The sequence below is a fragment of the Paenibacillus massiliensis 2301065 = DSM 16942 genome (assembly GCF_000377505.1).
GTDB classification, from domain to species: domain Bacteria; phylum Bacillota; class Bacilli; order Paenibacillales; family Paenibacillaceae; genus Paenibacillus; species Paenibacillus massiliensis.
In genome coordinates, this window is record NZ_KB898194.1 from 161,107 (window position 1) to 184,305 (window position 23,199).

The 23,199-nt window shown below is 47.5% G+C and carries 16 protein-coding genes; 7 read left to right on the forward strand and 9 right to left on the reverse strand.

Translation table 11 applies throughout. The features are described 5' to 3' along the window. Positions 1–48: 48 nt before the first annotated feature. Genes D328_RS0120150 through D328_RS0120165 form a run of 4 tightly spaced genes read right to left on the reverse strand, consistent with a single transcriptional unit; the run spans position 49 to position 4,999 of the window. Positions 49–1,515: a glycoside hydrolase family 32 protein gene (locus tag D328_RS0120150; protein ID WP_018886846.1), complete on the reverse strand. Its 1,467-nt coding sequence runs from the start codon at positions 1,513–1,515 to the stop codon at positions 49–51. 17 nt (positions 1,516–1,532) lie between these two features. After that, positions 1,533–3,143 carry an ABC transporter substrate-binding protein gene (locus tag D328_RS0120155; protein WP_018886847.1) on the reverse strand — a complete coding sequence of 537 codons (1,611 nt, stop codon included), beginning with the start codon at positions 3,141–3,143 and terminating at the stop codon, positions 1,533–1,535. Positions 3,144–3,164: 21 nt separating this feature from the next. Next, complete coding sequence (locus D328_RS0120160) at positions 3,165–4,046, reverse strand: carbohydrate ABC transporter permease (RefSeq protein ID WP_018886848.1); 882 nt, start codon at positions 4,044–4,046, stop codon at positions 3,165–3,167. An 11-nt stretch (positions 4,047–4,057) separates the two neighbouring features. Continuing rightward, positions 4,058–4,999: an ABC transporter permease gene (locus D328_RS0120165; RefSeq protein WP_018886849.1), complete on the reverse strand. Its 942-nt coding sequence runs from the start codon at positions 4,997–4,999 to the stop codon at positions 4,058–4,060. Positions 5,000–5,202: 203 nt separating this feature from the next. Between D328_RS0120165 and D328_RS0120170 the strand changes: the two genes are divergently transcribed. After that, on the forward strand, positions 5,203–6,186 hold the full coding sequence (locus tag D328_RS0120170) for a LacI family DNA-binding transcriptional regulator (RefSeq protein WP_026281287.1): 984 nt from the start codon (positions 5,203–5,205) through the stop codon (positions 6,184–6,186). 351 nt (positions 6,187–6,537) lie between these two features. On the opposite strand, the gene D328_RS0120180 is transcribed toward D328_RS0120170, so the two are convergent. Further along, a complete protein-coding gene (locus tag D328_RS0120180) occupies positions 6,538–8,085 on the reverse strand; it encodes an FAD-dependent oxidoreductase (protein ID WP_018886852.1) in 1,548 nt (515 codons plus the stop codon). A 109-nt stretch (positions 8,086–8,194) separates the two neighbouring features. Between D328_RS0120180 and D328_RS0120185 the strand changes: the two genes are divergently transcribed. Beyond that, the gene (locus D328_RS0120185) at positions 8,195–8,377 is read left to right on the forward strand and encodes a hypothetical protein (protein WP_018886853.1); all 183 of its coding nucleotides are present in this window, start codon (positions 8,195–8,197) and stop codon (positions 8,375–8,377) included. A 123-nt stretch (positions 8,378–8,500) separates the two neighbouring features. Here D328_RS0120185 and D328_RS0120190 read toward each other — a convergent pair whose 3' ends face one another. Then, positions 8,501–9,469 (reverse strand): LacI family DNA-binding transcriptional regulator, encoded by a 969-nt coding sequence (locus D328_RS0120190; protein ID WP_018886854.1) that lies wholly within the window; start codon positions 9,467–9,469, stop codon positions 8,501–8,503. 163 nt (positions 9,470–9,632) lie between these two features. On the opposite strand from D328_RS0120190, the gene D328_RS0120195 reads away from it, so the two are divergent. After that, positions 9,633–10,958: a 6-phospho-beta-glucosidase gene (locus D328_RS0120195; protein ID WP_018886855.1), complete on the forward strand. Its 1,326-nt coding sequence runs from the start codon at positions 9,633–9,635 to the stop codon at positions 10,956–10,958. Positions 10,959–11,284: 326 nt separating this feature from the next. Here the strand turns inward: D328_RS0120195 and D328_RS0120200 are convergent, their stop codons facing one another. Further along, the gene (locus D328_RS0120200) at positions 11,285–13,024 is read right to left on the reverse strand and encodes a M4 family metallopeptidase (protein ID WP_026281288.1); all 1,740 of its coding nucleotides are present in this window, start codon (positions 13,022–13,024) and stop codon (positions 11,285–11,287) included. Positions 13,025–13,570: 546 nt separating this feature from the next. Further along, positions 13,571–15,289, reverse strand: a complete 1,719-nt coding sequence (locus D328_RS0120205) for an AraC family transcriptional regulator (protein ID WP_018886857.1) — start codon at positions 15,287–15,289, stop codon at positions 13,571–13,573. 168 nt (positions 15,290–15,457) lie between these two features. On the opposite strand from D328_RS0120205, the gene nikA reads away from it, so the two are divergent. The 3 genes from nikA (at position 15,458) to D328_RS0120220 (ending at position 20,781) form a co-directional block, all read left to right on the forward strand. Beyond that, positions 15,458–17,083 carry a nickel ABC transporter substrate-binding protein gene (gene nikA, locus D328_RS0120210; RefSeq protein WP_018886858.1) on the forward strand — a complete coding sequence of 542 codons (1,626 nt, stop codon included), beginning with the start codon at positions 15,458–15,460 and terminating at the stop codon, positions 17,081–17,083. A gap of 9 nt (positions 17,084–17,092) precedes the next feature. Beyond that, positions 17,093–18,331 carry a staphylopine family metallophore export MFS transporter CntE gene (cntE, locus tag D328_RS0120215; protein ID WP_081625316.1) on the forward strand — a complete coding sequence of 413 codons (1,239 nt, stop codon included), beginning with the start codon at positions 17,093–17,095 and terminating at the stop codon, positions 18,329–18,331. Positions 18,332–18,675: 344 nt separating this feature from the next. Next, positions 18,676–20,781, forward strand: a complete 2,106-nt coding sequence (locus D328_RS0120220; RefSeq protein WP_018886860.1) for an alpha-glucuronidase family glycosyl hydrolase — start codon at positions 18,676–18,678, stop codon at positions 20,779–20,781. A gap of 245 nt (positions 20,782–21,026) precedes the next feature. Here the strand turns inward: D328_RS0120220 and D328_RS0120225 are convergent, their stop codons facing one another. Further along, a complete protein-coding gene (locus D328_RS0120225; protein ID WP_018886861.1) occupies positions 21,027–22,244 on the reverse strand; it encodes an MFS transporter in 1,218 nt (405 codons plus the stop codon). 289 nt (positions 22,245–22,533) lie between these two features. Between D328_RS0120225 and D328_RS29455 the strand changes: the two genes are divergently transcribed. Further along, a complete protein-coding gene (locus D328_RS29455) occupies positions 22,534–23,118 on the forward strand; it encodes a TetR/AcrR family transcriptional regulator (RefSeq protein WP_018886862.1) in 585 nt (194 codons plus the stop codon). Positions 23,119–23,199 lie beyond the last annotated feature (81 nt).

Here is a 23,199-nt window from a genome sequence, read left to right on the forward strand (position 1 = left end):
GCTAGGTAGAACGAACGTAAGAAAGTGCCTCGCTTAATAAGGAATGATTTAAATGGACTTATTTTCTGGAGCCGACAAGGTTAATTTTCTTAGGTTGATGGAGCCCCCTGTTGCTTGAATGGTTATTTTCTCACATGTGCTTTCGGGGAACAATAAACTGGTTAACGCATGCTCCCCGCCATTCATGAATAGCTCCATGGAAGCTGTATCCAACATTAAACGTAGCTCAAGCGAATCTCTAGAAATGATCGTAACGGATTGGGGCTTGGTAAACATCTCTGAGAAATCCACTTGCCCAGCGTTTTTACGATCTACTGTAAAGGTGCCATCCGTTGCAGAGTAGGTGATGGTCGATTGCTGCTGATCAGCGTGCTGTATAATGAGTTCCAATAAGTGAGCGGAGCCCATATCAAATTTTATGTTCAGATCCAGGGCATCTAGTCCCCAAGTAAATTCCTTTGGCGTGCCATCCATGATCTCCAGATCGGAACTAGTCAAATGTACTTGTGAGAAATAGCTGTCTGCTTCTTCAACGGGCATTTGCACAAGAAGGGTTTCATCATTTACTTGCTTTAGTTCAAGCACACGCGGTACGGTCATTGCGCCTCTCCAGCCCGATGTGGGCACTTGATTGGCGTAACGCCAGTTGCTCATCCAACCCAGATATATGCGCCGTCCATCTTGCTCAGGTATGTCTGAGAAGCTCACACCTGCATAGTTATCACGTCCATGGTCAAGGATGCGGATACTTTCATCGTCGGGCTTAAATGTGATTCCGTCAAAGGAACCGATAAAATATTGCGTTAGTGAGCCTGACTCCAATTCAGGATTATCTCCGACACTAACCAATAACACCCACTTGGTCGTGTTCGTCCCCTCAATCGTTAACGGGAAAAGATCAGGGCATTCCCACACGCCATCATGTATACCGATTCCATCTCCAAACTCACTGGTTAGTGTCCATTCCTTCAAGTCAGAAGAGATAAAAAAGGTTATAGTCTGCCCAGTAGCAAGGGCCATGATCCATTGTTCAGTAGGTGGATGCCAGAATACTTTAGGATCTCTGAAGTCGACTTTGCCTTCACTACGCAAGACTGGATTGCCATCATATTTCATCCAGCTTCTCCCTTGATCATGACTGTAGGCCAAGCTTTGAGCTTGAACAGCTGGACCTCCATTGATTCCGTCCTTATGGCTAGTGAATATGGCTACAATGCCTGGCTTATTCGGGAAGAAACCAGTCGTATTATTCCAGTCAATGACGGCGCTCCCGGAGAATATGGTTCCGTTGTCATCTGGGTATAAAGCAATACCGAGCTCCTCCCAGTGAATCAGATCTGTACTAACGGCATGCCCCCAGTGCATAGGGCCCCATGTCGTTCCGTAAGGATGATACTGGTAAAACAAATGATACTCTCCCTCAAAATAGACAAGACCATTAGGATCATTAATCCAGTGTTCCTTCGGAGAAAAGTGCCATGCTGGTCTATATTTCACTAATTCTATGCTATTCATTATGTGGCCTCCATTATTTAGGAATTTGTATAACTATCGTATCCCTTTTGTTTAATAGCCAGCCATCTGTCCAGACCGAGTCTATTAAGCTCTTGCAAATATTCATTCCATTCCGCATCGACATTACCATTTTTAATCCATTCCGCCCGTTTGCGGTTCACATAGGCAAATAGGTCCGTTTCGATCGTGGACAGCTGCTTTTGATCTTCAAGAGAGAAGAAGATCGGCGGATAATTGTGATCAGCCTCCATATGTGGAACAAGCTTCTCCTTCATAAGGTCAAGCCTCCAGGAGGCATCGTCAGGCTTAGTGGTATACACTCCGTAATATTCATCCAGGATGGCTAGTGGACCGCCAATGTTCGTTTTTTGTCTTAGCTCAACAGGTGCGCTTCCTTCAAGAGGAAGATGAGTTAGCATGTTCTTGTTCTCGTCGAACTTGAAAATATTCTGTTGCGTTTCATCACCGTATGTTCCCCAATTGTTCTGTACAGATTGAATCGGCTCGTAGAGCTGATCAATCCACTTCGCAGTTAATTCCAGATTTTTATTCGTGCTGGTAATCACCATCTTCCCACGACTGAACCCGAAATTGTTCGTTCGTGTTACGTTACTCTTGCCGTCCGGTCCAACCAGAGGTGGAAGTAGCTCATATTTATCGTTGTTGCCTGTGATGTTAGCTTTATCCCACTGAAAGTAAAGGCCGTAGCGGTGATCCTGTCCTTTGGCTAAGTAAGTATTGTAGTCCTGTTCAAATGACTCTTCATCGATTAAGTTCATTGCATACAATTCATGGAAATATTTGATCGCCTCCTTATATCCATCCTGGTCTGCGGTAAACAGCACTTGGCCGTCATTGGTGACGACCGTATGATCCCCGTTGTCACCGAATCCAAAGGACCCAAACAGAAAGTTCATATCCTCGTTACCGTTGTTCATAATGAAGGACATGGGAATCTCATCCGCCTCACCGTTACCGTTTGGATCACCTTCCTTGAAGGCAAGCAGTGCCTTCTTCAGTTCCTCGGTTGTCGAAGGCATGTCTAGACCCAGCTTATTTAGCCACTCCATGTTGATCCAGGCCATACCATTAACGGAATGGATGCTCTCCTTGCCAGAGCCAAGCTCCTCAATCCAGGGGAAGGCATAAATATGACCATCAGGTGCAGTGATCATCGCTTTGTATTCAGGTGCTTCGTCCAGCACCTTTTTCAAATTAGGCATATGCTGTTCGATAAGCTCTTCTACCGGGACAATGGTTCCATCGCTTCCAAGCTGCAACAATTCATAGTCGGTATATCCAGCGTCCATAATGGCATCAGGCAAATCCCCGCTTGCGACGGCCAGGTTTCTTTTCTCGGTAAATGAATCAGAGGTATAGTTCTTCCAATTAATGTGGACCCCCGTGTGCTCCTCCAGTCTTTGATAGATCAGCTTCTCGTTCGGGTCTGAAGGAGCAAGCGGCGAGCTTTGGGTTATGAAATTCAGCGTTACTTTCTCTTGAAGGGGAAATGTGACGTTCTGCAGATTGTACTCTGGAGAAGCAGACGAGCCTGCATTGCCACCGCACCCCGCAAGGACAGCTACAGATAAAGCGAAGAGAGCAACAGGTTTAAAGTTGATTTTCATATGAATTCTCCTTGCTTATGGTTATTTGATAGAGCCTACAAGAACACCCTTCTCGAAATATTTCTGGAAGAAAGGATACATAATCATAAGTGGCAGACTTGAGACAATAATGGAAGAATACTTGATCATTTCTGACAGTTTCTTAAGTTCTGCCTGGGCGAGCGCGTCTGAAATCATACCTGGGTCCACCTGGTTCTGGACGAGGATGGACCGAAGAACAAGCTGAAGAGGGTATAGCCGGTTACTCTCCAAATAGATCATGGCATCAAAATAGGAATTCCACTGTCCAACGAAAGCATATAGCGCGAGTACAAACACGATTGGTTTGGAGAGTGGAAGGACGATTTTGAAAAAAATACCGAGCTCTGATGCTCCATCAATCTGGGCTGCTTGGAAGAGCTCTTTCGGAAGACCCATAAAATAGGTGCGGGCTAATATAATATTGAATACGCTGACAGCACTAGGCAAAATGATAGACCAAATGGTATCCAGCATACCCAAATCCTTCACGACCAGAAAGGTAGGAATCAGTCCGCCACTGAAAAACATCGTAATTAGAAATAAGATCATAAAAAGCCTTTTACCGACAAATCCTTCGATAGATAATGGATAAGCTGCCAGCACGGATACGATCACAGTTGCAGCAGCAAAGGCAGCCGAGTAGAGCAAGGAGTTGAAGAAGCCTCGAATCATAGCTTCGTTGCCTAGTATCTTCTCGTAGCCCACCAGGCTCCAATCCGATGGGCTGATCGCCAGACCCTTCGTGATGAGCACGTTGGGATTGAGAAAGGAGGCGAGCAGGACATAGAGCAGTGGAAAAAGGATGATTAATACGAAAAGAGCAAGGATGACATAATTGACCCCAAGCAGTACACGGTCTTTTTTCGATAATTGAAGATTCATGGGTCCTCCTTCTAATACAGGCCTTCGCCTTCATTCAGCTTCTTTACAACCGCATTAACGAATACCAGCAGAATCACGTTAATTACGGAGTTGAAAAGACCTATAGCTGTGGAATAAGCATAATCACCGGATTGTAGCCCTACCTTGTACACGTAGGTAGCAATAATTTCCGAGGTAGGAGAATTTAATGGTGTCTGCATCAGGAAAGCTTTCTCATAACCAATGGACATAATACCGCCTGCAGATAATATAAATAACACCGCCATAACTGGCTTCAAGGCAGGAAGGTCAATATGCCAAATGCGCTTAAGCAGAGAGGCCCCATCCACAGTAGCTGCATCATGTAGCTGCGGATCAACATTGGAAAGCGCTGCCACGTAGATGATTGATGACCACCCAGCACTTTGCCATATCCCGGATAGTATATAGATGGTGCGGAAGTAGGCAGGATCTGACATAAAAGAGATGGGTTTATCGGTAAATAGAGTAACCATAGAATTGACAAGTCCCGTTGGTGATAAAAAGACGAATAGCATTCCCGTAACAACAACAACAGATATGAAATTGGGAGCATATAGGATCAACTGAACATTCTTTTTAAGTTTTTGCCCTTTCAGCAAATTCAGCATCAGTGCCAGCACGATCGGGATAGGAAACCCTAGAATCAACCCGTAAGCGCTTAATTTAAACGTATTTAGAAATATGTCGTAAAAGTTAGGTGACGTCAGAAAACGAGAAAAATGCTCAAAACCTACCCAATCACTCCCCCAAATACCTTTCATTGGACTAAAGTTCTTAAATGCGATGATGGAACCATACATGGGCACATATTTGAAGATGATGGTCAAGATCAAAGCGGGAAGCAAAAATAAGTAAAGGATATAATTTCTGAATACATAATGAATCCAACTGTTTTTTTGTGTTGCTATAACGGTTGTGTTTTTCAAGTTCATAACTCCTCCCAAGATTGCGCTTCCAAGTTGTAGTCACCTTTGATTAAGAAGACCCTGATTCGAGAGCAATTATATGTCAACCGGATAACATATGTCAACCGGTTTCATAAAAGCGGTAAATGTGGTTTAATGGTAAAGGAATAGGTTATGATTAGCGTAACGAATACTTGAGGAATTTTGACAATAGGACGGTGTGAATGAAATTGAATCCGAAGATTGGAGACGTCGCAGAAAGAGCAGGCGTTTCAAAAACAACTGTATCACGTGTGATGAACAATAGAGGTTATATTAGCGAGGAAACGAAAGCGGCCGTTTTTGGTGCAATGAGGGAACTGAATTATTTTCCTAACGATGTTGCTAGATCGCTGTTTAATAAAAAGACGAATCTGATTGGATTGATCGTACCGACAATTAATAATCCGTTTTTTAGTGAATTAGCTTTTCACATCGAGAGCATTTGTTCAGCAAAGGGCTATAAAGTGCTTCTGTGTAATAGCCTTGGAAGTGAGGATAACGAAAGACGATATATCGAAATGTTAATGCGTAATCAGGTGGATGGAGTCATAGTGAGCTCTCACAACAGAGGGATTAGCGACTACAGTCAAAATAAGCTGGCGGTCGTCGCAGTTGATCGTTACCTGTCACCCTCAGTTCCTGTTGTCGGCTCCGATAACTATGCAGGTGGAAAGCTCGCTACAGAACTGCTGCTTCGTCGTGGGTGCACGGACATTATCCACATCAACGGGCCAATTGAGTTGGAGACACCAGCGAACCTGAGACGGCAAGCCTACGAGGACGTGATGAGGGAACATGGTATGGCTGCAAAAGTATACGAGAATCACAAGTCATTTGATCAAAAAGCGTACATCGACTTATTTGATCAAATTGTTCAGGAGAATCCAGGATTGGATGGCGTATTTGCCAGTGATGATTTAATCGCAGCCACTTTTTTGCAGTATGCTAAACGACAAGGAATACGTGTCCCCGAAGATATCAAGGTCATCGGATACGACGGCTCGGATAACGTACAGGCATTTCTACCTGAATTATCTACAATACGCCAGCCCATAGAAGAAATTGCGCAGGAATCTATCCGGATATTGCTGGAGAAAATAGATGGGGAAGCGGATCATGAAGCCGAGGAACGGTATCTTCCGGTTACACTCTTGGAAAGGGAAACCACTTAGGTGGTTTCTCAATGTTATGACAACCGATTAATATATTGCAGTTGCTGCGCGATTAAAGCCCTTTGTAAAGGTGGATCAAATGATTCGGATCGGCGACTGCCATGATGGATTAAAGCGAGGAATCTCTATGTCTGACTTGGTTAAGGTGAGCGAGGAGGAGCTTCAAATAATTGCAGGCATAACGGAGAGAGAAGCTGTTTTGCACTTTAAAACCCTGAGAAATTAATTCATAGCCACATAACGGCTGAATACAACCGTCATGTGGCTAATGAATTGGCCAAATCAGCATCAGCAACAGACCTGTGATGGAGGCACGGCACTCACATTAAATCATTTAATATGTTCAAGGTCCTAATAACCTGATTCCGGGCTTGTCAGATTGTCCAGCATATCGTAATGCGTTCGCTGCAATGGTTTCTCTGCCGGGCCTTCGATAACGTCCCCCGTATAGGAGAACCTCGATCCATGGCAAGGACAATCCCATGTCCGGTCTCCGGCATTCCAGTTCACCTCACAGCCAACATGCGTACAGGTCGTATCGACAATGTGAAGCTGTCCTTCCTGATCACGGTAGGCCCCTTTTCGTTCCCCGTGCAGCGTAATGACGGCCCCCTGATCTTTTGCCAGATCCTGCGGCATAATCTCCGACGTCTCCAGCTTCCCTTTGATCAGATGCTTGACGACATTCGCATTTTCCTTGACCAAAGTCTTGAGACTCGGATCGGGGGTGAAGCGCAACGGCGTATACAGATCGGTATAAGGATTGTCTTTACCCAAGACAAGATCCTTGAGTAGCTGAGCAGCTGCTGTACTATTCGTCATTCCCCATTTACGGAAACCGGTTGCGATCAGGACCCGCGGCTGGGAGGAGGTAATCGGACCGACGTAGGGCAGCTTGTCCAGCGTCACCAGATCCTGTGTTGACCAGCGAAATACGATGCTCTCCAGTCCCAGTAACTCCTGAGTGAAGCTCTCCAGTGCCTGGTAGTGTGTCTCCGTATTCTCTCCTTGCCCAGCTTTATGGCTGTCGCCTCCGATGAGCACCAGCGTATCATTACCATGCTGTACTGACCGAAGTGACCGGCTTGGCTGGTCGATACTCAGGTACATCCCACCCGGATAGGGCTTCTTGGTCTTGCATGCAAGAACATACGAGCGATCGGCATGCATTCTTGCCGAATACAGCCCAGTTCCTTCGTAGAAGGGGAAATGGGAGCAAGCAATGACATGGCTTCCCGTTACATTCGGTCCATTACGGGTAAGAACGGCGATCTGTTCACCATCTTCTTTTACATTGACTGCCGGGGTGTGCTCGAAAATAAGGCCGCCAGCCTCCACGAACTGTTGTACCAGGTGCTTCAAGTATTTCAAAGGATGGAACTGTGCCTGGTTGTCCATCTTAAGCGCTTTGTATATCTTGAGGTCAAAAGGGATACTGTCGACCAATTCGCCTGTAATACCCAGTTGATCATAAGCCTTGTACTCCGTCTCCAGCTTATGTGCAGATTGCTCAGTCGTCGCATACAAATATGCATCTTGCGTAAGGAGCTCGCAATCAATCTGCTGCTCCCGAATCGTGTGCTCGATGAATTGCTTTGCTGCCATATTAGCCTCGTAGTAATGTCTGGCCTTGGTAGCTCCAAAATGTTGGATCAGCTCATCGTAGATCAGATCATGCTGTGCAGTGATCTTGGCCGTCGTGTGTCCTGTTGTGCCGTTTAGCAGCGTGTCGGCTTCCAGCAATGCGACCTTGACGCCTTCCTTGGCTAGCAGATAGGCCGTTGTGATACCTGCCATTCCGCCGCCTACAATCACAGCATCCACCTGAACATCTTCTTCTAATGCCTTGAATGCCGGTAAATCGATGGAATCTCGCCACAGCGGTTCTGGAAAAGTCACTTATATCCCTCCAAATTATTGTATGTACTTACTGGATAGGATTGGCGATTTCACATTTTTAAACGGGAGGAGCCACCTTGAGGACGAGCGACTTTGAGGGAGGGAAGAAATGTCAGTAAACGGAGATAATCCTTCGATACCGTATGACGTGGCTTTTAATCACTTGGAAGAGCTATTTCTGAGCTCACATCCAGCCTATAGCAGGGACTGGAGCAGACAGCTCATCGCTCGGTTCCGGCAGGCGAATTGTGCCTCGCTCTTCGTTCCTTTGATAATGACAACAGAGCTATAGCCATTAATTCCGGGCCTGATACTAATGGTATAAGCAGGCGACCGCAGACGACTTCGGATAATACTATGAAGAGGTCCGCCAAGCTATAGGTGAAAAAGTCTATACCATCGGTATTATGCCTTATTATGTTGAATGCCGTTCAATTAGGCGATACTCCAGGGGAGCCACTGCTTCCTGCCTGGCATTCAGCATGTTGTGTATGATGATAAATGCATTCTCAGCCTGCTGCTGAACGGGATAATGAATGGTGGTCAGATCCAGCAGATGCGCTACCTCCGTATTGTTGAAGCCCATAATTCCCACTTCTCCTGGAGCGGATATTCCCATTCGGTGCAGAGTGGTTATGCAGCCAGCAGCAACCTCATCCGTTGCACAGAAAATAGCATCAGGCCGACGCGTCTGTGATACCCACCATGAGGCGAGCTCTTCGCCGTCCTGAATGGAGGTCTTGTCCTGAAAGAGAGGGAAATCATCTGCCGTGATCTGCCGTCTATGTGCAAAATCAGCGTAAGCACGTCTACGCTCCAGTGTATTCAGACCTGTGGACATCGGATAGACATTGAGAATATTGCGATATCCCTTGGCGTACAGATGCTCCAGTCCTGTCGCATAGGCGTCATACTGATCCATAAATACGGAGGGGATACGCTCATTCTCAAGCCGCTGCCATGTCACAATAGGCCCGTATTTCGTATAGGATTCAATGACCTCCCATTCATTTGTCCGCAGCACAAATACGAGCGCATCCAATTGCTTGCGCTTTAGCATCTCTAGGGCCACATGCTCTTTGCCCGCGTCTCCATTAGTAATGAACAGCGTAATGTTAAATCCGTATTTCTCCGCCGCCAGATTAAACGCATCAAGGAAGCTAATAAGCAGCGGACTGAAGGTGACGGAAATGATCCCGATAAGATGGGTGGCTCCTTTTTTCAGCGTAATCGCATTTCCGTTGGGGACATAGTCCAGTTGCTCCATGATCATGAGTACCTTTTGACGTGTGGTCTCACTTACATAGGGGTAGTTATTCAAGACCCGTGAGACGGTTGCTGTTGATACACCTGCCATGCGGGCGATTTGTTGAATGTTTGGCATCTGTGTTCACCTCAGCATCAAGCATAACACAGTTCGGGAAGCGGCTACAAAGCAGATCATACCGTTATTTCATGAAGTTGAATTTAATGCTTGACCTGTAATGCATTACATACATTACATTGGGATTGTAGAGAGATTCAATACCATTTCAGGAGGGTGACCTATGAAAAAAGGAATTAAAATCGTAACTATTGGCGGCGGCTCCAGCTACACTCCAGAGCTTATTGAAGGTTTTATTAAGCGCTATCAAGAACTTCCTATTCGGGAATTATGGCTTGTTGATATTGAAGAGGGTAAGGAAAAGCTGGAAATTGTAGGGGCGATGGCACAACGCATGGTCAAGGCAGCAGGGATCGATTGCGAGGTACATTTGACGTTGAATCGTCGTGAAGCACTGCAGAATGCAGATTTTGTAACTACGCAATTCCGTGTAGGTCAGATGGAAGCTCGTATCAAGGATGAGATGATTCCACTGAAGCATGGGCAAATTGGACAGGAAACGAATGGAGCAGGGGGGATGTTCAAGGCCTTCCGTACGATTCCTGTGATTCTGCAGATTGTGGAGGATATGAAGGAACTGTGCCCGAACGCCTGGCTGATCAATTTCACCAATCCGGCAGGGATGGTTACCGAGGCAGTGCTCCGTTATGGACAGTGGGAACGGGTCATCGGCTTATGCAACGTCCCGATCATGGCTACGAAGACCGAAGCGGCCGTGCTGGGCAAAGTGGAGGAAGAGCTGTTCTTCAAATTCGCGGGCATTAATCACCTGCACTGGCACAAGATCTATGATCAAGCCGGACAGGAGCTCACAGGAGAAGCGATCGACAAGATGTATGGTCCTGATGCCGAGCCTGAGAAGATGGTGGAGAATATTAAAAACATGCGTTTCCTGCATGAGCAGCTTGTGCAATTGGAAATGCTGCCTTGTCCATACCATCGGTACTACTACATGACAGATGCGATGCTGAAGGAAGAGCTGGAGGAGGCGCAAAAAGAAGGCACACGCGGTCAAGTCGTCAAGCGTCTGGAGGAAAGTCTGTTCGAGCTCTACAAGGATCCGAATCTGGATTACAAGCCTAAGGAATTGGAGCAACGGGGTGGGGCTTATTATAGTGATGCTGCCTGTGAGATCATTAACTCTATTTATAACAATAAAGGGACGCTAATGGTCGTCAGCACACGCAATAATGGTGCGATCCCGGATCTGCCTCAGGAAAGTGCTATCGAAATCACCAGCATGATTACGGCTCATGGTGCCGAACCGGTTCATTTTGGTTCCTTCCCTCCGGCGCAGCGGGGCTTGCTTCAGGTGATGAAGGCTATGGAGGAGCTTACGATTGAAGCGGCTGTTACTGGGGATTATGGTACTGCATTGCAGGCGTTTACGCTCAATCCACTGGTGCAAAGCGGGGACTCAGCCAAGGCATTATTGGATGAAATGCTGGAGGCGCATCAACAGCATTTGCCACAGTTTCAATCCAAATGATGAACGTAATTCCTCTTTACAAAAATATTATGAACAATACGCATCTCTGTAAATAGAACGCAAGGGATAAATGCATCTGCTATCCTGTTTACAGTAGAGAAACTGTAATGCCGCCTGCAATAAAGAAACTGAAGAAACTGAAGAAACTGAAGAAATTGAAATAGAAGACAGCCTGTAAGCCTGTAAGCCTGTAGATTCCTAGCCGGAACCCACAGGTTACAGGCTGTTTTTATACACTTTTTGACTAATGCTTGGTTGTTGAATAATTCATGATTCGTTAATAAGTTCGTGATCAGTTCAAGATCAGTTCAAGATCAGTTCATGATTTAGTTAACCCCGACAGCATCGAATGCGAGAGCAACCGATCTCGCCTGAGCTGAATTCGCTCCGTACAGGTCACGGGCCGATTGCACGAGTGCAGTCCGTGCTGCTGAGAAGTTCGAGGTTGGAGTCAGATAGTAGACAAGGGCGTTGTAGTAGATTTTCACAGCATCGTCACGGCCGATTCCAGGTACGGTGACTCCGCTGAACGTTCCACCCGCTGCTGTCAAGTAATAGGCTTTATTAATAATACCGCTGTTAATATGAACTCCGCCGTAATCTGATGTGCCTGTGTAACGATTTCTATAGTGATCTGGCTGATCATAGAGTGTTGGGTTCGACATGGATCTCAAGGCATCTCCAGGAATATTAGGCGTATAGATTTCGTCGCCAATCAGCCAGTTCGTGCGCTGAACGTCGTTGCCAATAATATCGGAGAAGGCTTCGTTGAGTGCTCCGGATTCATTGACATATTCCAGGTTCGCTGTGAATTCGGTCACGCCGTGAGTTAGCTCGTGTCCAATAACGTCAGGATCTCCGGATAACGGGCGGAACATGACACCGTCACCATCGCCATACACCATCCCTACGCCATTCCAGCCAGCGTTATTATAGGCATTGCCATAGTGGACTGTGGAACGGAGCTGGAACCCTCTTCCATCCAGACTATTGCGATTGAATTTAGAGAGGTAGTAATCGTATACCTTGGCAGCGTAGGCATGGGCATCGACAGCCGCTCCATCCGTCCAGACATTATCAGAGTCGGTCATCAGCGTACCTGGAAAGACAGTTCTTCTATTCGCTGTATAGGTCAAGATTCCATTGCCACGGGTCGTGTCTCGCAATTGATAGGTGCTGCCGGACTGTGTGGTTGTGAACGACTTGGTATCACCCAATACGCCTTTTCCTGTGCCGGTAGCCATGGTCAAGATATCGTACTGGTACACAATACTTCCGTCCAGGGCATCAATGAAGTAGCGTGTGCGAAGCAGAACAGGCTCAAGCAGGTTGACCTCTGTCATATATACAAGTCGTGCAGAATCCTTTTCGGGATAAATGTACAGCTTTGCAGTAGGCTTCACAGCGTGTTCGGCGACGTCAGGGTCTGAAAGTGAAATTTTCCCATCATTTGCACTCGCTTCGGCGTAGACGTCATTTGTTACCGCATCATTTGTGATGGCTTCCTTCGATACAGCTTCATCCGACACGACTTCCTTGGCGACCGAATCTTCGCTTGCCTGTTCCTTATCAATCAGCTTAAGCTCCTTGGATATACGCTCTGAAGCTTCAGCTTCTGCAATATACACGGCATCTGTTGCGCTGATTTTGGGGCTTGTCCCGCCAGGGATATTTTGATTGGATTTGGTGATCGTGGCGCCGAGAAGGGAAGTAACCTGCTCATTTTTATCCAAATGTACAGTCTGTACTGCGCCATAGACCGGGATGCCATCAATGTATTGCTGCAGACGATAATGATTCAATCCGTTGCTATCCTTCTCATGATTAATGATTTTCAGTTGCTTCTGTACATCTGTGCTGTTCAAGCCGAGTGATTTGGAGGAGTTCTGCAGATAATTCCATACCTTCTCCTCATTAGAAGCGGATTTCGGGGCATTAGCAACCTCGGCTACAAAGGCTGGCGTTAACTCAAATGGGCTGTCGCCTGAAGGCGCAGCACCCGCACCTGATGCAAGGGCGCTGAACAGCAGCGTACCTCCTGCTATAAGTGCAGTCGTTTTTTTCATTTGCATGGTTTATACACTCTCCCAAAAGAAAATTAGTTGTCTCTAATCTGCCGATCTAGCATCAGTAATGCTAGACGGTCACTCTAAAACGAAGCATCTTTAGCAGGTACGGGAAGAAAAGTGAAGTAACGCGTGAAGAGGAATAACTAAGGTGCAGAAGAGTTGTGAATCTGAATACAGGAGTAAGAGTCGTGGCAAGTAAGCCGGGCACTCCTCCCTTCAAGGATCGGATGGGTGCGGAGCTGGGATGAAGAAGGGGTTAAGGTTCGTTGATACATAAAAGTAATTATTTGTAAACCCTTCGAATCTGAAATTGATAGTATCATAGAATTATAGTTTCGAAAAGAGGTTTTTTTGAAATTTTTTGTAAAAAATCCGTTATAAGGAGAATGTAGTGTGTGTCGAAACAAGAGCTGAAAGGAAAACAAGCTGAATTTCCTGCTTCCAGCGAATGATGGGATGATATGGCGTGGAGGTGTAATGCCATTGTGAACGAAGGGAAGCGGTAGGCTCGATAAAAAGCCTGCAAGAGAGAATCCTGCAAGCTCAATGACTATATTTCTTCTCTTTGCTTCTTCGTAGCAGTTGGGGCATTTCGAGCAACAATTTATCCATGGTGATTGGATCATCGAAGTTCCATTTATTCTCGGAGTAGAACATTCGCTCCCTTTGAAGCGTTCTCCAGTAATCACTTTGCAGCATTTGACGGTACTGCTGTCGAGTCAGCGGATGATTGTCAGTCAACAAGAAATATATATCTGCTTCGTAGATTTGGGCATAAGCAATGTCCGTCAGGTGGAAAGGTATTCCGTCATTAATCAATTCCTGTACTTTGGTAGAAGGCCTCAGCCCTCCTGTGTGATAGACAGTTAGCGAGAAGCCTTTCATTCCCATAACGTACAGGCTCCCCTCGACCATGGAGAATACCGTGGCAGTCTGTCCCACATCCATATAGCGAGCTGCTTCATGCCACATTTCCTGGCAAGCTACCTGATGGAACTGAACCCATCGCTTAGCCTGTTCTTTTTTTTGAAATAACTCGGCAACCTTCATAATCCGCTGGTATACAGGCTCATAGCGATTGATTAGTACCGTAGGCGCGATCAGAGCCAGCTCATCTATCCACTCCTGTCGAAAGCCGCTGTGCACGATAAGATCTGGCTGTAGCTTGCGTATTTTGGACGGCTCACCCAGCAGGCCAATATCTTGCACACCGCTTAATTGATCCTTGTAAATAGCTCGCTTCCCGATAATATCCGTATCCGCCCCGATCGGCTGCACCCCCAGAGACAGCATGTCTCCAAGGGAATAACCCACAGCGACCACTCTATTGTACTCTGTAATAGCTGATGATTTGACGAACAGCTGCCTGGACGTTGATGCAACGTATTGCCTCGGTGTTACTCCTTCGATTTGCCTAAATTTTCGTATAAAATAGCTCTCATCCCTAAAGCCAACAGACTGCGCGATGTGTGAGAGGGTATCGTTTGTTTGCAGCAACAGCTGTTTGGCATGACGAATGCGTGTCTCCGCCAGATAATCCAGAGGCTTTTTTCCAGTAAGTGTCTGGAATAGCATGCTATACTGCCATTTCGCCACGCCAGCAATGCGATACAGCTGCTGCGCTGTGATCGTCTCATAGTAATGCTGGTCAATATAGGCGATGGTCTGCTCAACAGCCTGTATGCTGTCAGAGACGGTCTGATTTCTTTCCCGATTTTCCATAAGAAGGACTATCAGCTCTTGCATATGAATCTGTTCTTTTAACTTGGATACCTCGGATATTTCAGACTGGTCGTGTAGCGACTCATATAGAAGGTCCAGCAATTGAAGCAGCTTGGCTTCATCGGCAATATCGATTCGGGTCTCGTAAGAAAGGGAGGAATGGATCTCGATGGCAGGTTGAGATATTCCGGGCTGGAAGACATAGAATTCAATAATGACAGCTCCGAGCTCTGGGGCTGCCGATTCCAAGCCTGGGCTGTTCACATCTGAGTCGGAGAAGGGAGTGAACCGGATACTTGCGTGTGCTTCGGGAGCCAACAAGTAGGCTTGATTATAGTCAGCTTGTATCAGATGCTTCCTTAATTGCAGCACTCCGTGGGATGCTCTGAACAGAATAATTCTATGAGTTCCCGGGCGAGCCGGTATGACCTGTTCGCAGGATAGCTGCTGTATGTTAAAGATATTTGCAGGAATATATAAATAGACACCATCGAGGCTTGTTCGATCAGTGACTTCATCCTTGCTATAAGAATAACTCATCCCCACATCTCCTTTTCTTGGCTGAACATAGCTGTTCTGTTATCAGGAGCTGAATTTTGTGCTATGAAAAATCAGAAATCCAGTCATTGATCAATTATAGCAAACCCCATACTATAAATTGAAGATGATTTTCATTATCAATAGAGAGCCTGGGGGAGAAGCTACAAAATGAATTGCACAAGAAATCATAAATTATGGGTCAGTCTGATGCTCGTCGCTGTAATACTGGTGATAGCAGCATGCTCGAATACAGGGGAGAAGACTACCAATAGCCAGAAGGTACAGAACGAAAATGGTGAGCAATCCATTACCGTGTCATGGATGAGGGATCTGGGGCCGTCCAATCCACATGCCTATTACCCTTCACAATTGTTCTCACAGTCGATGATCTATGAGCCTTTGGTGGCTTACGGAAAGGGTGGGGAAATCAAGCCTCATCTGGCAAAGGATTGGAAGATCAGTGAAGATGGGAAGGAGTATACATTCTTCTTGCGTGAGGATGTGACTTACTCTGACGGCACACCATTTAATGCGACTAGTGTAAAACGTAATATGGATGCCATTCTGCAAAACAAGACCACGCATAGCTGGCTGGGAACTGCAAAATTGCTGGAGCGGGCCGAGGTTGTGGATGAATTTACTGTGAAGCTTGTTATGTCTGAGCCGTATTATCCTGTACTGCAGGATTTGACAACTGTTCGTCCATTCCGTTTCCTGGCTGATGCAGGTTTTCCCGAGGATGGCAACACACTGGAGCATATAGTGGCACCTATTGGGACGGGACCCTGGATCCTTCAGGAATACAAGCAGGATGAGTATAGTGTGTTTGTTAAGAACCCCAACTATTGGGGGGAACAGCCTGCCTTGGACAAAATCACCGTGCGAATTATTCCCGACGCGGAGACGAGGGTGATGGCTTTTGAGAAGGGTGAGCTGGATCTGATTTTTGGCGAGGGCTCCATTAGTCTGGACTCCTTTACCGGACTTCGTGATGATGGACGGTACAAGACGGACCTGTCTGGGCCAGTAGGAACACGCAATCTAATTATCAATACGCAGAACGAGAAGCTGGCGGATATACGTGTGCGATTGGCCTTACAGCATGGATTTGACAAGGTAGCTCTGGTCAAAGGGATTACTTCTGATGTAGAACAGGTGGCTGATCAGGTGATTACCACAGACTATCCGTATGTGAAGCAGACTTACGCGCCACTCAGCTATGATACGGCCAAAGCTGAAAGCTACTTGGAGGAGGCAGGCTGGAGGCTCTCAGCTCCAGGTGGTGTGCGCGAGAAGAATGGGGAGCAGCTCAGCTTTGAATTAATGTACGATACGACAGATCGGATTCAAAAGGCCATGGGTGAGGCGCTGCAAGCGGAATGGTCGGCTATTGGTGTGAAGGTTAAGCTGACAGGAATAGAGCTAGCCGAGCAGACCAAGCGCTTCCGAGCAGGAAATTACGAATTGAATTTCTGGTTCAACTCGGGCGTGCCCTATGATCCTCATACTTTGGTCAACGCTGTGGCAGAGCCAACCTTTGGGGTGGCGGAAGCTCACACGAATATACCTGACAAGGATAAGCTGGACAAGCAAATACATCAGGTGCTGGCATCTGTTAACGAGCAGGAAAGGCAGGAGCTATATGACGCGATCTTAGACACCATTCATCAGCAAGCGGTCATTGTTCCTTTATCGTATATTCGCCAATACACGGTCTACAATGATCGTCTGGACAATGTGACATTCCCGGATAGTCGATGGGATCATCCGTTCAACAGCATCCGCTTGAAATAAGGGCAGCGTATGAGTAGGCGTTCACAGCGGGAAGGGGACTCTCAGTCCATCTCTTCAGGCATGTATCGGCTATATGCTCTTACATTTTTGTTTTTCAGTGTCAATGCCTTCACGCAGGTGGTTCTTCCTTTGTATGGTAAAAGTATTGGTCTGGATAACCGTACGATAGGTGTATTGCTTGGTGCCTATCTTCTGGTCAGCATGTTGTTGCGTCCATGGGCAGGGGCCGTTGTTGAACGAGTGGGAGTTCGGCGTATGCTGCAATGGATTCTGCTCTGTCATCTGCTGGTGGTGCTGCTCTATGCGTGGCTCGATCAGACAGCATACGGTCTCATTCTGATCCGGGGATTGCAGGGGGCGATAGCAGCTTTCTTCTCTCTGACTTTACAGATTGCTGTAGTGGATACTCTACCAGAGCGTGAAAGGGCACAGGGACTATCCCTATATTTGCTGTTCGGTATGCTGCCCTCGGTTATGGGACCTGCGGTTGCGTTATGGATCTGGGAGCATGCGGGCTTTCGCGGATTTATGATGAGCCTCCTGCTGGCTGCTGTTATTACGTGGCTGACAGGTCTCACAAGCCGGCTGCCAATAGGGAGCAATTCACATCGTTTGCCGTCGCAACGACATGAAAATAAGCTGCCGTCGGAGAGAAAAATGCATGCACTGCGCAGGGCTATCGTCAATCGGAGCTTTATCATGAGCAGTGTGGTGATGACAATGGCAGCCACAGGATTTGGTGCTACCACAGCATTCCTTGCTTTGTACGTTGACTACACGAGAGTAGGCCACGCTGGAGTCTATTTTGCGATTCAGTCTGGTGTTATTGTGCTGGTGCGCTTTGCTTTCCGCAAGCTGCTTCCCTCGGATGGTATCTGGCATAGTCGATCTATCGCCGTCCTGCTCGGTTCCATGGCCATAGGACTACTATGCACGGTTATGGCACCTTGGACAGGAAAATCCATTGTTCTGTACATGGGGGCGGTGACAATCGGTTTTGGGATGGCTCATATCTATCCTATTTTAGCAGCCTACCTGAGCATTGCTCTTGAGCAGACTACTCGCAAAATCTGGATGGGATTATTTATATCCATGGCAGATCTGGGAGCGGTCATCGGTAGCATAGGGATGGGGCTGGTCGCTGATTATACCGGATATGCATATGTGTTCGTCATATGTGCGGGCATGCTTGCGTGTACAGGCCTATTGGTTGCAGCAAGCAATGGCTTTATGAAGAAATCAGTCTAAGGCTTCTTGGCCATCATATCGTCCATTGTATATGCAACAGGCTTGATTTGGCTAAATAGTCGTTCGATTTGACTATGGTTCTACCGCAGGGACAGTGCTAGGATTAGCCTATCTGAATACTTGCGAAATGGATAACAGAATTAGATAACAGAAATGAATAGCAATAGTAACCAACATACAAGGAGGCTCTATACAAGGAGCTTCTTTGTGACTTCATTTGTGTAAGCGTTTCAAATGCATTGTGAAAGCCTGACGCTGATATGCTGAGCCATTAACCATGCTCTTATCGAACGTCCGAGCAACGTTATCACGCTATCAATCTGGTAATCCTGAGGAGGGTACATATGATGACTAACCCTGTTTCCGAGCCATTAGAGCACATGAAGGCACATGGCTATGATGCTTGGTTAAGCTACGAATCGTCGTTGCCTATCGCTGTTGCGGCTCAATATCGCCCCTGGTGTGGTGCGATCCATGTCAGCGAGCCACATGCGACCATAGAGGCCGCCGCTACAGAGCTGCATCGGGGGATTATATCCATGCTGGATGTTCATACCGAGATGAGCAGCGCTACAACGGATCAGCCGCATATTGCGCTGGGAACCTTCAGCGGAATGTTTGGGGAAGATTCCAGTTATCCGGCGGAGTTATTTACCTCAACAGATCGTGAATCTACTGGAGTAGAAGGCTTTATCATCCGTACATGTCCTGCTGAGCGCTGCATTGCCATTGGAGCTGCTGAGCCTGTCGGGGTACTGTATGGTGTGTATCATCTATTACGTCTTATGGGAACAGGACGACCATTGGATACGCTTGATGAGGTGGTTGTCCCGGTCAACGGTCTGCGAATGCTCGATCATTGGGACAACATGGATGGCAGTATTGAGCGGGGCTATGCAGGTCCGTCCTTTCTGTACGAGCAGCATCAGTTCACGGCCAATCAGGAACGATTACGCGATTATGCCAGATTAATGTCCTCTATCGGTATCAATGCGATTTGTATCAATAATGTGAATGTCCATCAGCAGGAGACACAGCTGATCACTCCGCGGTATCTTCCAGATGTTGCGAAGCTTGCGGAGGTGTTCCGAATCTATGGTATTCAGCTATATCTGAGCATTAACTTTGCCAGTCCGCTGGAGTTGGGTGGCCCTGAGACGGCAGATCCCCTGAATGATGCAGTCCGACAGTGGTGGACGGAAAAGGCTGCAGAAATCTATTCATTCATCCCGGACTTTGGCGGTGTTGTGGTCAAGGCAGACTCAGAGAATCGCCCTGGTCCATTCACTTATGGGCGCAATCATGCGGATGGGGCGAATATGCTGGCAGAGGCGCTCCAGCCATACGGCGGTATCGTCATCTGGCGCTGCTTTGTATACAATTGCAAGCAGGATTGGCGGGATCGCTCAACAGATCGGGCCCGGGCGGCGTATGATCATTTTAAGCCGCTGGACGGTCATTTCCACGACAATGTCGTGCTGCAGATCAAGAATGGACCGCTGGATTTTCAGGTACGGGAGCCTGTGTCACCGCTGCTCGGCGGCATGGAGCATACTCATCAAATATTGGAGTTTCAGATTACCCAGGAATATACCGGGCAGCAGCGACATGTCTGCTATCTGGTACCGCAGTGGAAGGAGATTCTGGAATTCGATACGTGTGCACAAGACAAATATGCTCCATTGAAGCATGTGGTGGATGGGTCGTTGTGGGAGCGGGCACGAAATGGGATAGCGGCCGTGACGAACGTAGGCGCAGACTGGAACTGGACCGGGCATTTGCTGGCACAGGCGAATCTGTATGGCTATGGACGGCTTGCCTGGAATCCTGACTTGAGTGCAGAGGCCATTGCGGAGGAATGGGTGAAGCTAGTCTTTGGTCTGGATGAACTCGTGGTCAGTGCCATCACGCAGATGCTGATGGATTCGTGGCCGATCTACGAGTCATATACTTCCCCGCTCGGAGTAGGCTGGATGGTGAATCCGGATCATCATTATGGGCCCAACGTGGACGGATATGAATACTCGAAGTGGGGCACATATCACTACGCAGACAGCAAAGGGATTGGAGTTGACCGCACAGTCCATTCTGGTAGCGGCTATAGCTCACAGTATATGGGGGCGAATGCCGAGCGTTACGAGTCACTGGAGCGATGTCCAGATGAGCTGCTGTTATTTTTCCACCATGTTCCCTATGAGCACCGCTTGAAGTCAGGTACAACCGTCATTCAGCATATCTACGATACTCATTTCGCAGGTGCGGACAGAGCAGCAGCGCTGCTGTCCACTTGGAGGGAGCTACAGGGACGCATGAAGCAGACTTATTTCGAGCAGGTGGAGGCTAGGCTGGAGGAGCAAGCGGAGCATGCCAAGGAATGGAGGGACCAAATTAATACGTATTTCTACCGTAAGAGCGGTATTGAGGACCGCGAGCGGCGAATGATTTATTAAGCCTGTCTATGTGGCAATAGCTGCGAACGCGTGGGGAGATTTCCCTCTAGGTAGCACCTTGCCTGAATATGATTTCAGTATGTAGTCTGTAATTATTGTCCTTGGTATGTAATTATAGCCTTGGTATGTAATTATAGCTTTAGTATGTAATGATAACGTAGTATGTAAGATAACTATAGATAGTAAAAAAGGAAGCCTGCACTACTCGTGCAGGCTTATTTCTCGTTGAAGTATGGCTCCAGCAATTAGTTACCTTTGATCCCTCGAACGAGCTTGGGAGTCAGCTCCGTGAGATAGTAGAGCAGTGCGATGAATGGCATTGCCACGCCTATAAGGGCTGTAGGTCCCCAGCCGCCATGTGCGTAAGACCATCCTCCAAGAAAAGAACCAGCAGCTCCGCCCAGGAAAAAGATGGCCATGAACAGCCCATTGAGTCGGCCCCTGGTCTCATTGCCCAGAGAATAGATGGTACGCTGTCCAAGCACAAGGTTACCGGATACGGCCATGTCCAGCGTAATAGCAGCAACGACAAGGAGTGTGAGGGAAAACGTGGAGCTGCCTTGATTCAGGTAGGCGACCAGGAATGACAGAATGGCGATGATGAATGCCAAACCGGTCAATGGCTGGGTCCATCCTTTGTCTGCGAGTCTTCCGGCTATAGGGGCAGCGATCGCTCCCGCTACTCCAGCTAGTGCGAACCATGCGATCCCCTGCTGCGACAGGCCGAAGTGGTCCGTCAGATACAGGGGAACTGCTGTCCAGAACAGACTGAATGCCCCGAATAGAGAGGCCTGATAGGCTGCACGACGACGCAGGGCTGGCTGTGTCTTCAACAAGGTCCAGAGTGATGCGATCAGCCCCTTATAGCTCAGGGATGGTGACGGCTTGCGGGTAGGAAGGGCACGGGACAAGAGGATAGCGAGCACGGCAATGGCTACGGCCGAGATCCAGAATACGGACTGCCAGCCCCAGACATCCGCTACGAAGCTGGCGACAGGCCGTGCGAACATAATCCCTAGCAGTAACCCACTCATTACATTGCCAACGACACGTCCTCGTTGTTCTTCAGATGCCAGATAGGTGGCGAAAGGCACTAATATCTGGGCCACGACACTGCCTAAGCCGAGCAGCAGCGAGAAGGTGAGGAACAACGCTGCGTTCGGAGCCAGAGCTGCACCGATCAGAGCAAATACAACAGCGACTAGGGCGGTAATGACAAGACGGCGATTCTCGAATAGATCACTGAGTGGCACGATGAACAGGAGTCCTATGACATATCCGATCTGGGTAATAGTTACGATGAATCCGGCAGTCTCGGCACTTAAGCCCGTTGCTGCACTGATCGGACCAACAAGGGTCTGGGAATAATAGAGATTGGCGACGATGAGCCCGCATGCGGCTGCTAGCAGGAAGACCAGACCGTTAGAGAGCGTTGCTTCTTGGGGGACACGCTTTTTTATCATGAGAATAACCTCCTCGATTTAATGAACGGTTAGTTCACTAATTTGTATGAGTAAATAATATACTGAACGTTTCGTTTTGTAAATAGGCTGATTTTTTGATATACTACACATATGATTTTAAGGACCGAAGCCACTACGCCACGCGGGAGACTACAGTCAAATGAGAACAACAGCATTCCAATATCACCGAGCAAGTAGATCTACTTATCACCGAGCGAGTTGAGCTAACCAAGAAATCGAGTCCGTATTGGATCTTCGACTGGCGAAGAATTGAAGGAGGATGTACGGTATGAGCGGCAAAAGAGGAAGACCGCGCAATCTGGAGACGCAGCATGCGATTCTCAATACGTCATACGAATTATTGCTGGAGCATGGCTTCGGTGCAGTAACGATTGAGAAGATTGCGGAGCAGGCGCAGGTGAGCAAAGCAACGATCTATAAATGGTGGCCGAATAAAGCAGCGGTGGTGATGGATGGCTTCATGCATGCTGCTTCGGCCCGATTACCGATTCCCGATACAGGTAAGGTCACCGAGGATATACTACTGCATGTATCCAATCTGGTCCGGTTTATGACAAGTCGTGAAGGACAGATTATTACGGAGCTGATCGGGGGAGGACAATTCGACACAGCCCTGGCAACGGAGCTACGTTTGCGTTATATCCAGCCACGTCGCCAAGAGGCAGGACAGCTGCTACAGAGAGGAATAGAGCGCGGAGAACTGCCAGAGCATCTTGATGTGGGAGTCACTATTGATTTGGTATACGGCCCGATTTTTTATCGTCTGCTGGTTACTGGTGATCCGCTCGACGAGGGGTATGTTCGCAGCCTGGTTGATCTTACGATCCGCAGTGTTCATCAATATTTTGCATAGATTCATTAGAGAGCTTCTAATGTACCTGGATGAGAATTGGTTGTGCAAATGCACAATCAATTTCGTCTTTTCATCAATATT

Bases quoted from the DNA above. Each gene is read 5' to 3' on its own strand.
- D328_RS0120150 (WP_018886846.1), bottom strand. From the start codon at position 1,515: ATGAATAGCATAGAATTAGTGAAATATAGACCAGCATGGCACTTTTCT.
- D328_RS0120155 (WP_018886847.1), bottom strand. From the start codon at position 3,143: ATGAAAATCAACTTTAAACCTGTTGCTCTCTTCGCTTTATCTGTAGCT.
- D328_RS0120160 (WP_018886848.1), bottom strand. From the start codon at position 4,046: ATGAATCTTCAATTATCGAAAAAAGACCGTGTACTGCTTGGGGTCAAT.
- D328_RS0120165 (WP_018886849.1), bottom strand. From the start codon at position 4,999: ATGAACTTGAAAAACACAACCGTTATAGCAACACAAAAAAACAGTTGG.
- D328_RS0120185 (WP_018886853.1), top strand. From the start codon at position 8,195: ATGTCAGTAAACGGAGATAATCCTTCGATACCGTATGACGTGGCTTTT.
- D328_RS0120190 (WP_018886854.1), bottom strand. From the start codon at position 9,469: ATGCCAAACATTCAACAAATCGCCCGCATGGCAGGTGTATCAACAGCA.
- D328_RS0120195 (WP_018886855.1), top strand. From the start codon at position 9,633: ATGAAAAAAGGAATTAAAATCGTAACTATTGGCGGCGGCTCCAGCTAC.
- D328_RS0120200 (WP_026281288.1), bottom strand. From the start codon at position 13,024: ATGAAAAAAACGACTGCACTTATAGCAGGAGGTACGCTGCTGTTCAGC.
- D328_RS0120205 (WP_018886857.1), bottom strand. From the start codon at position 15,289: ATGAGTTATTCTTATAGCAAGGATGAAGTCACTGATCGAACAAGCCTC.
- nikA (WP_018886858.1), top strand. From the start codon at position 15,458: ATGAATTGCACAAGAAATCATAAATTATGGGTCAGTCTGATGCTCGTC.
- cntE (WP_081625316.1), top strand. From the start codon at position 17,093: ATGAGTAGGCGTTCACAGCGGGAAGGGGACTCTCAGTCCATCTCTTCA.
- D328_RS0120220 (WP_018886860.1), top strand. From the start codon at position 18,676: ATGATGACTAACCCTGTTTCCGAGCCATTAGAGCACATGAAGGCACAT.
- D328_RS0120225 (WP_018886861.1), bottom strand. From the start codon at position 22,244: ATGATAAAAAAGCGTGTCCCCCAAGAAGCAACGCTCTCTAACGGTCTG.
- D328_RS29455 (WP_018886862.1), top strand. From the start codon at position 22,534: ATGAGCGGCAAAAGAGGAAGACCGCGCAATCTGGAGACGCAGCATGCG.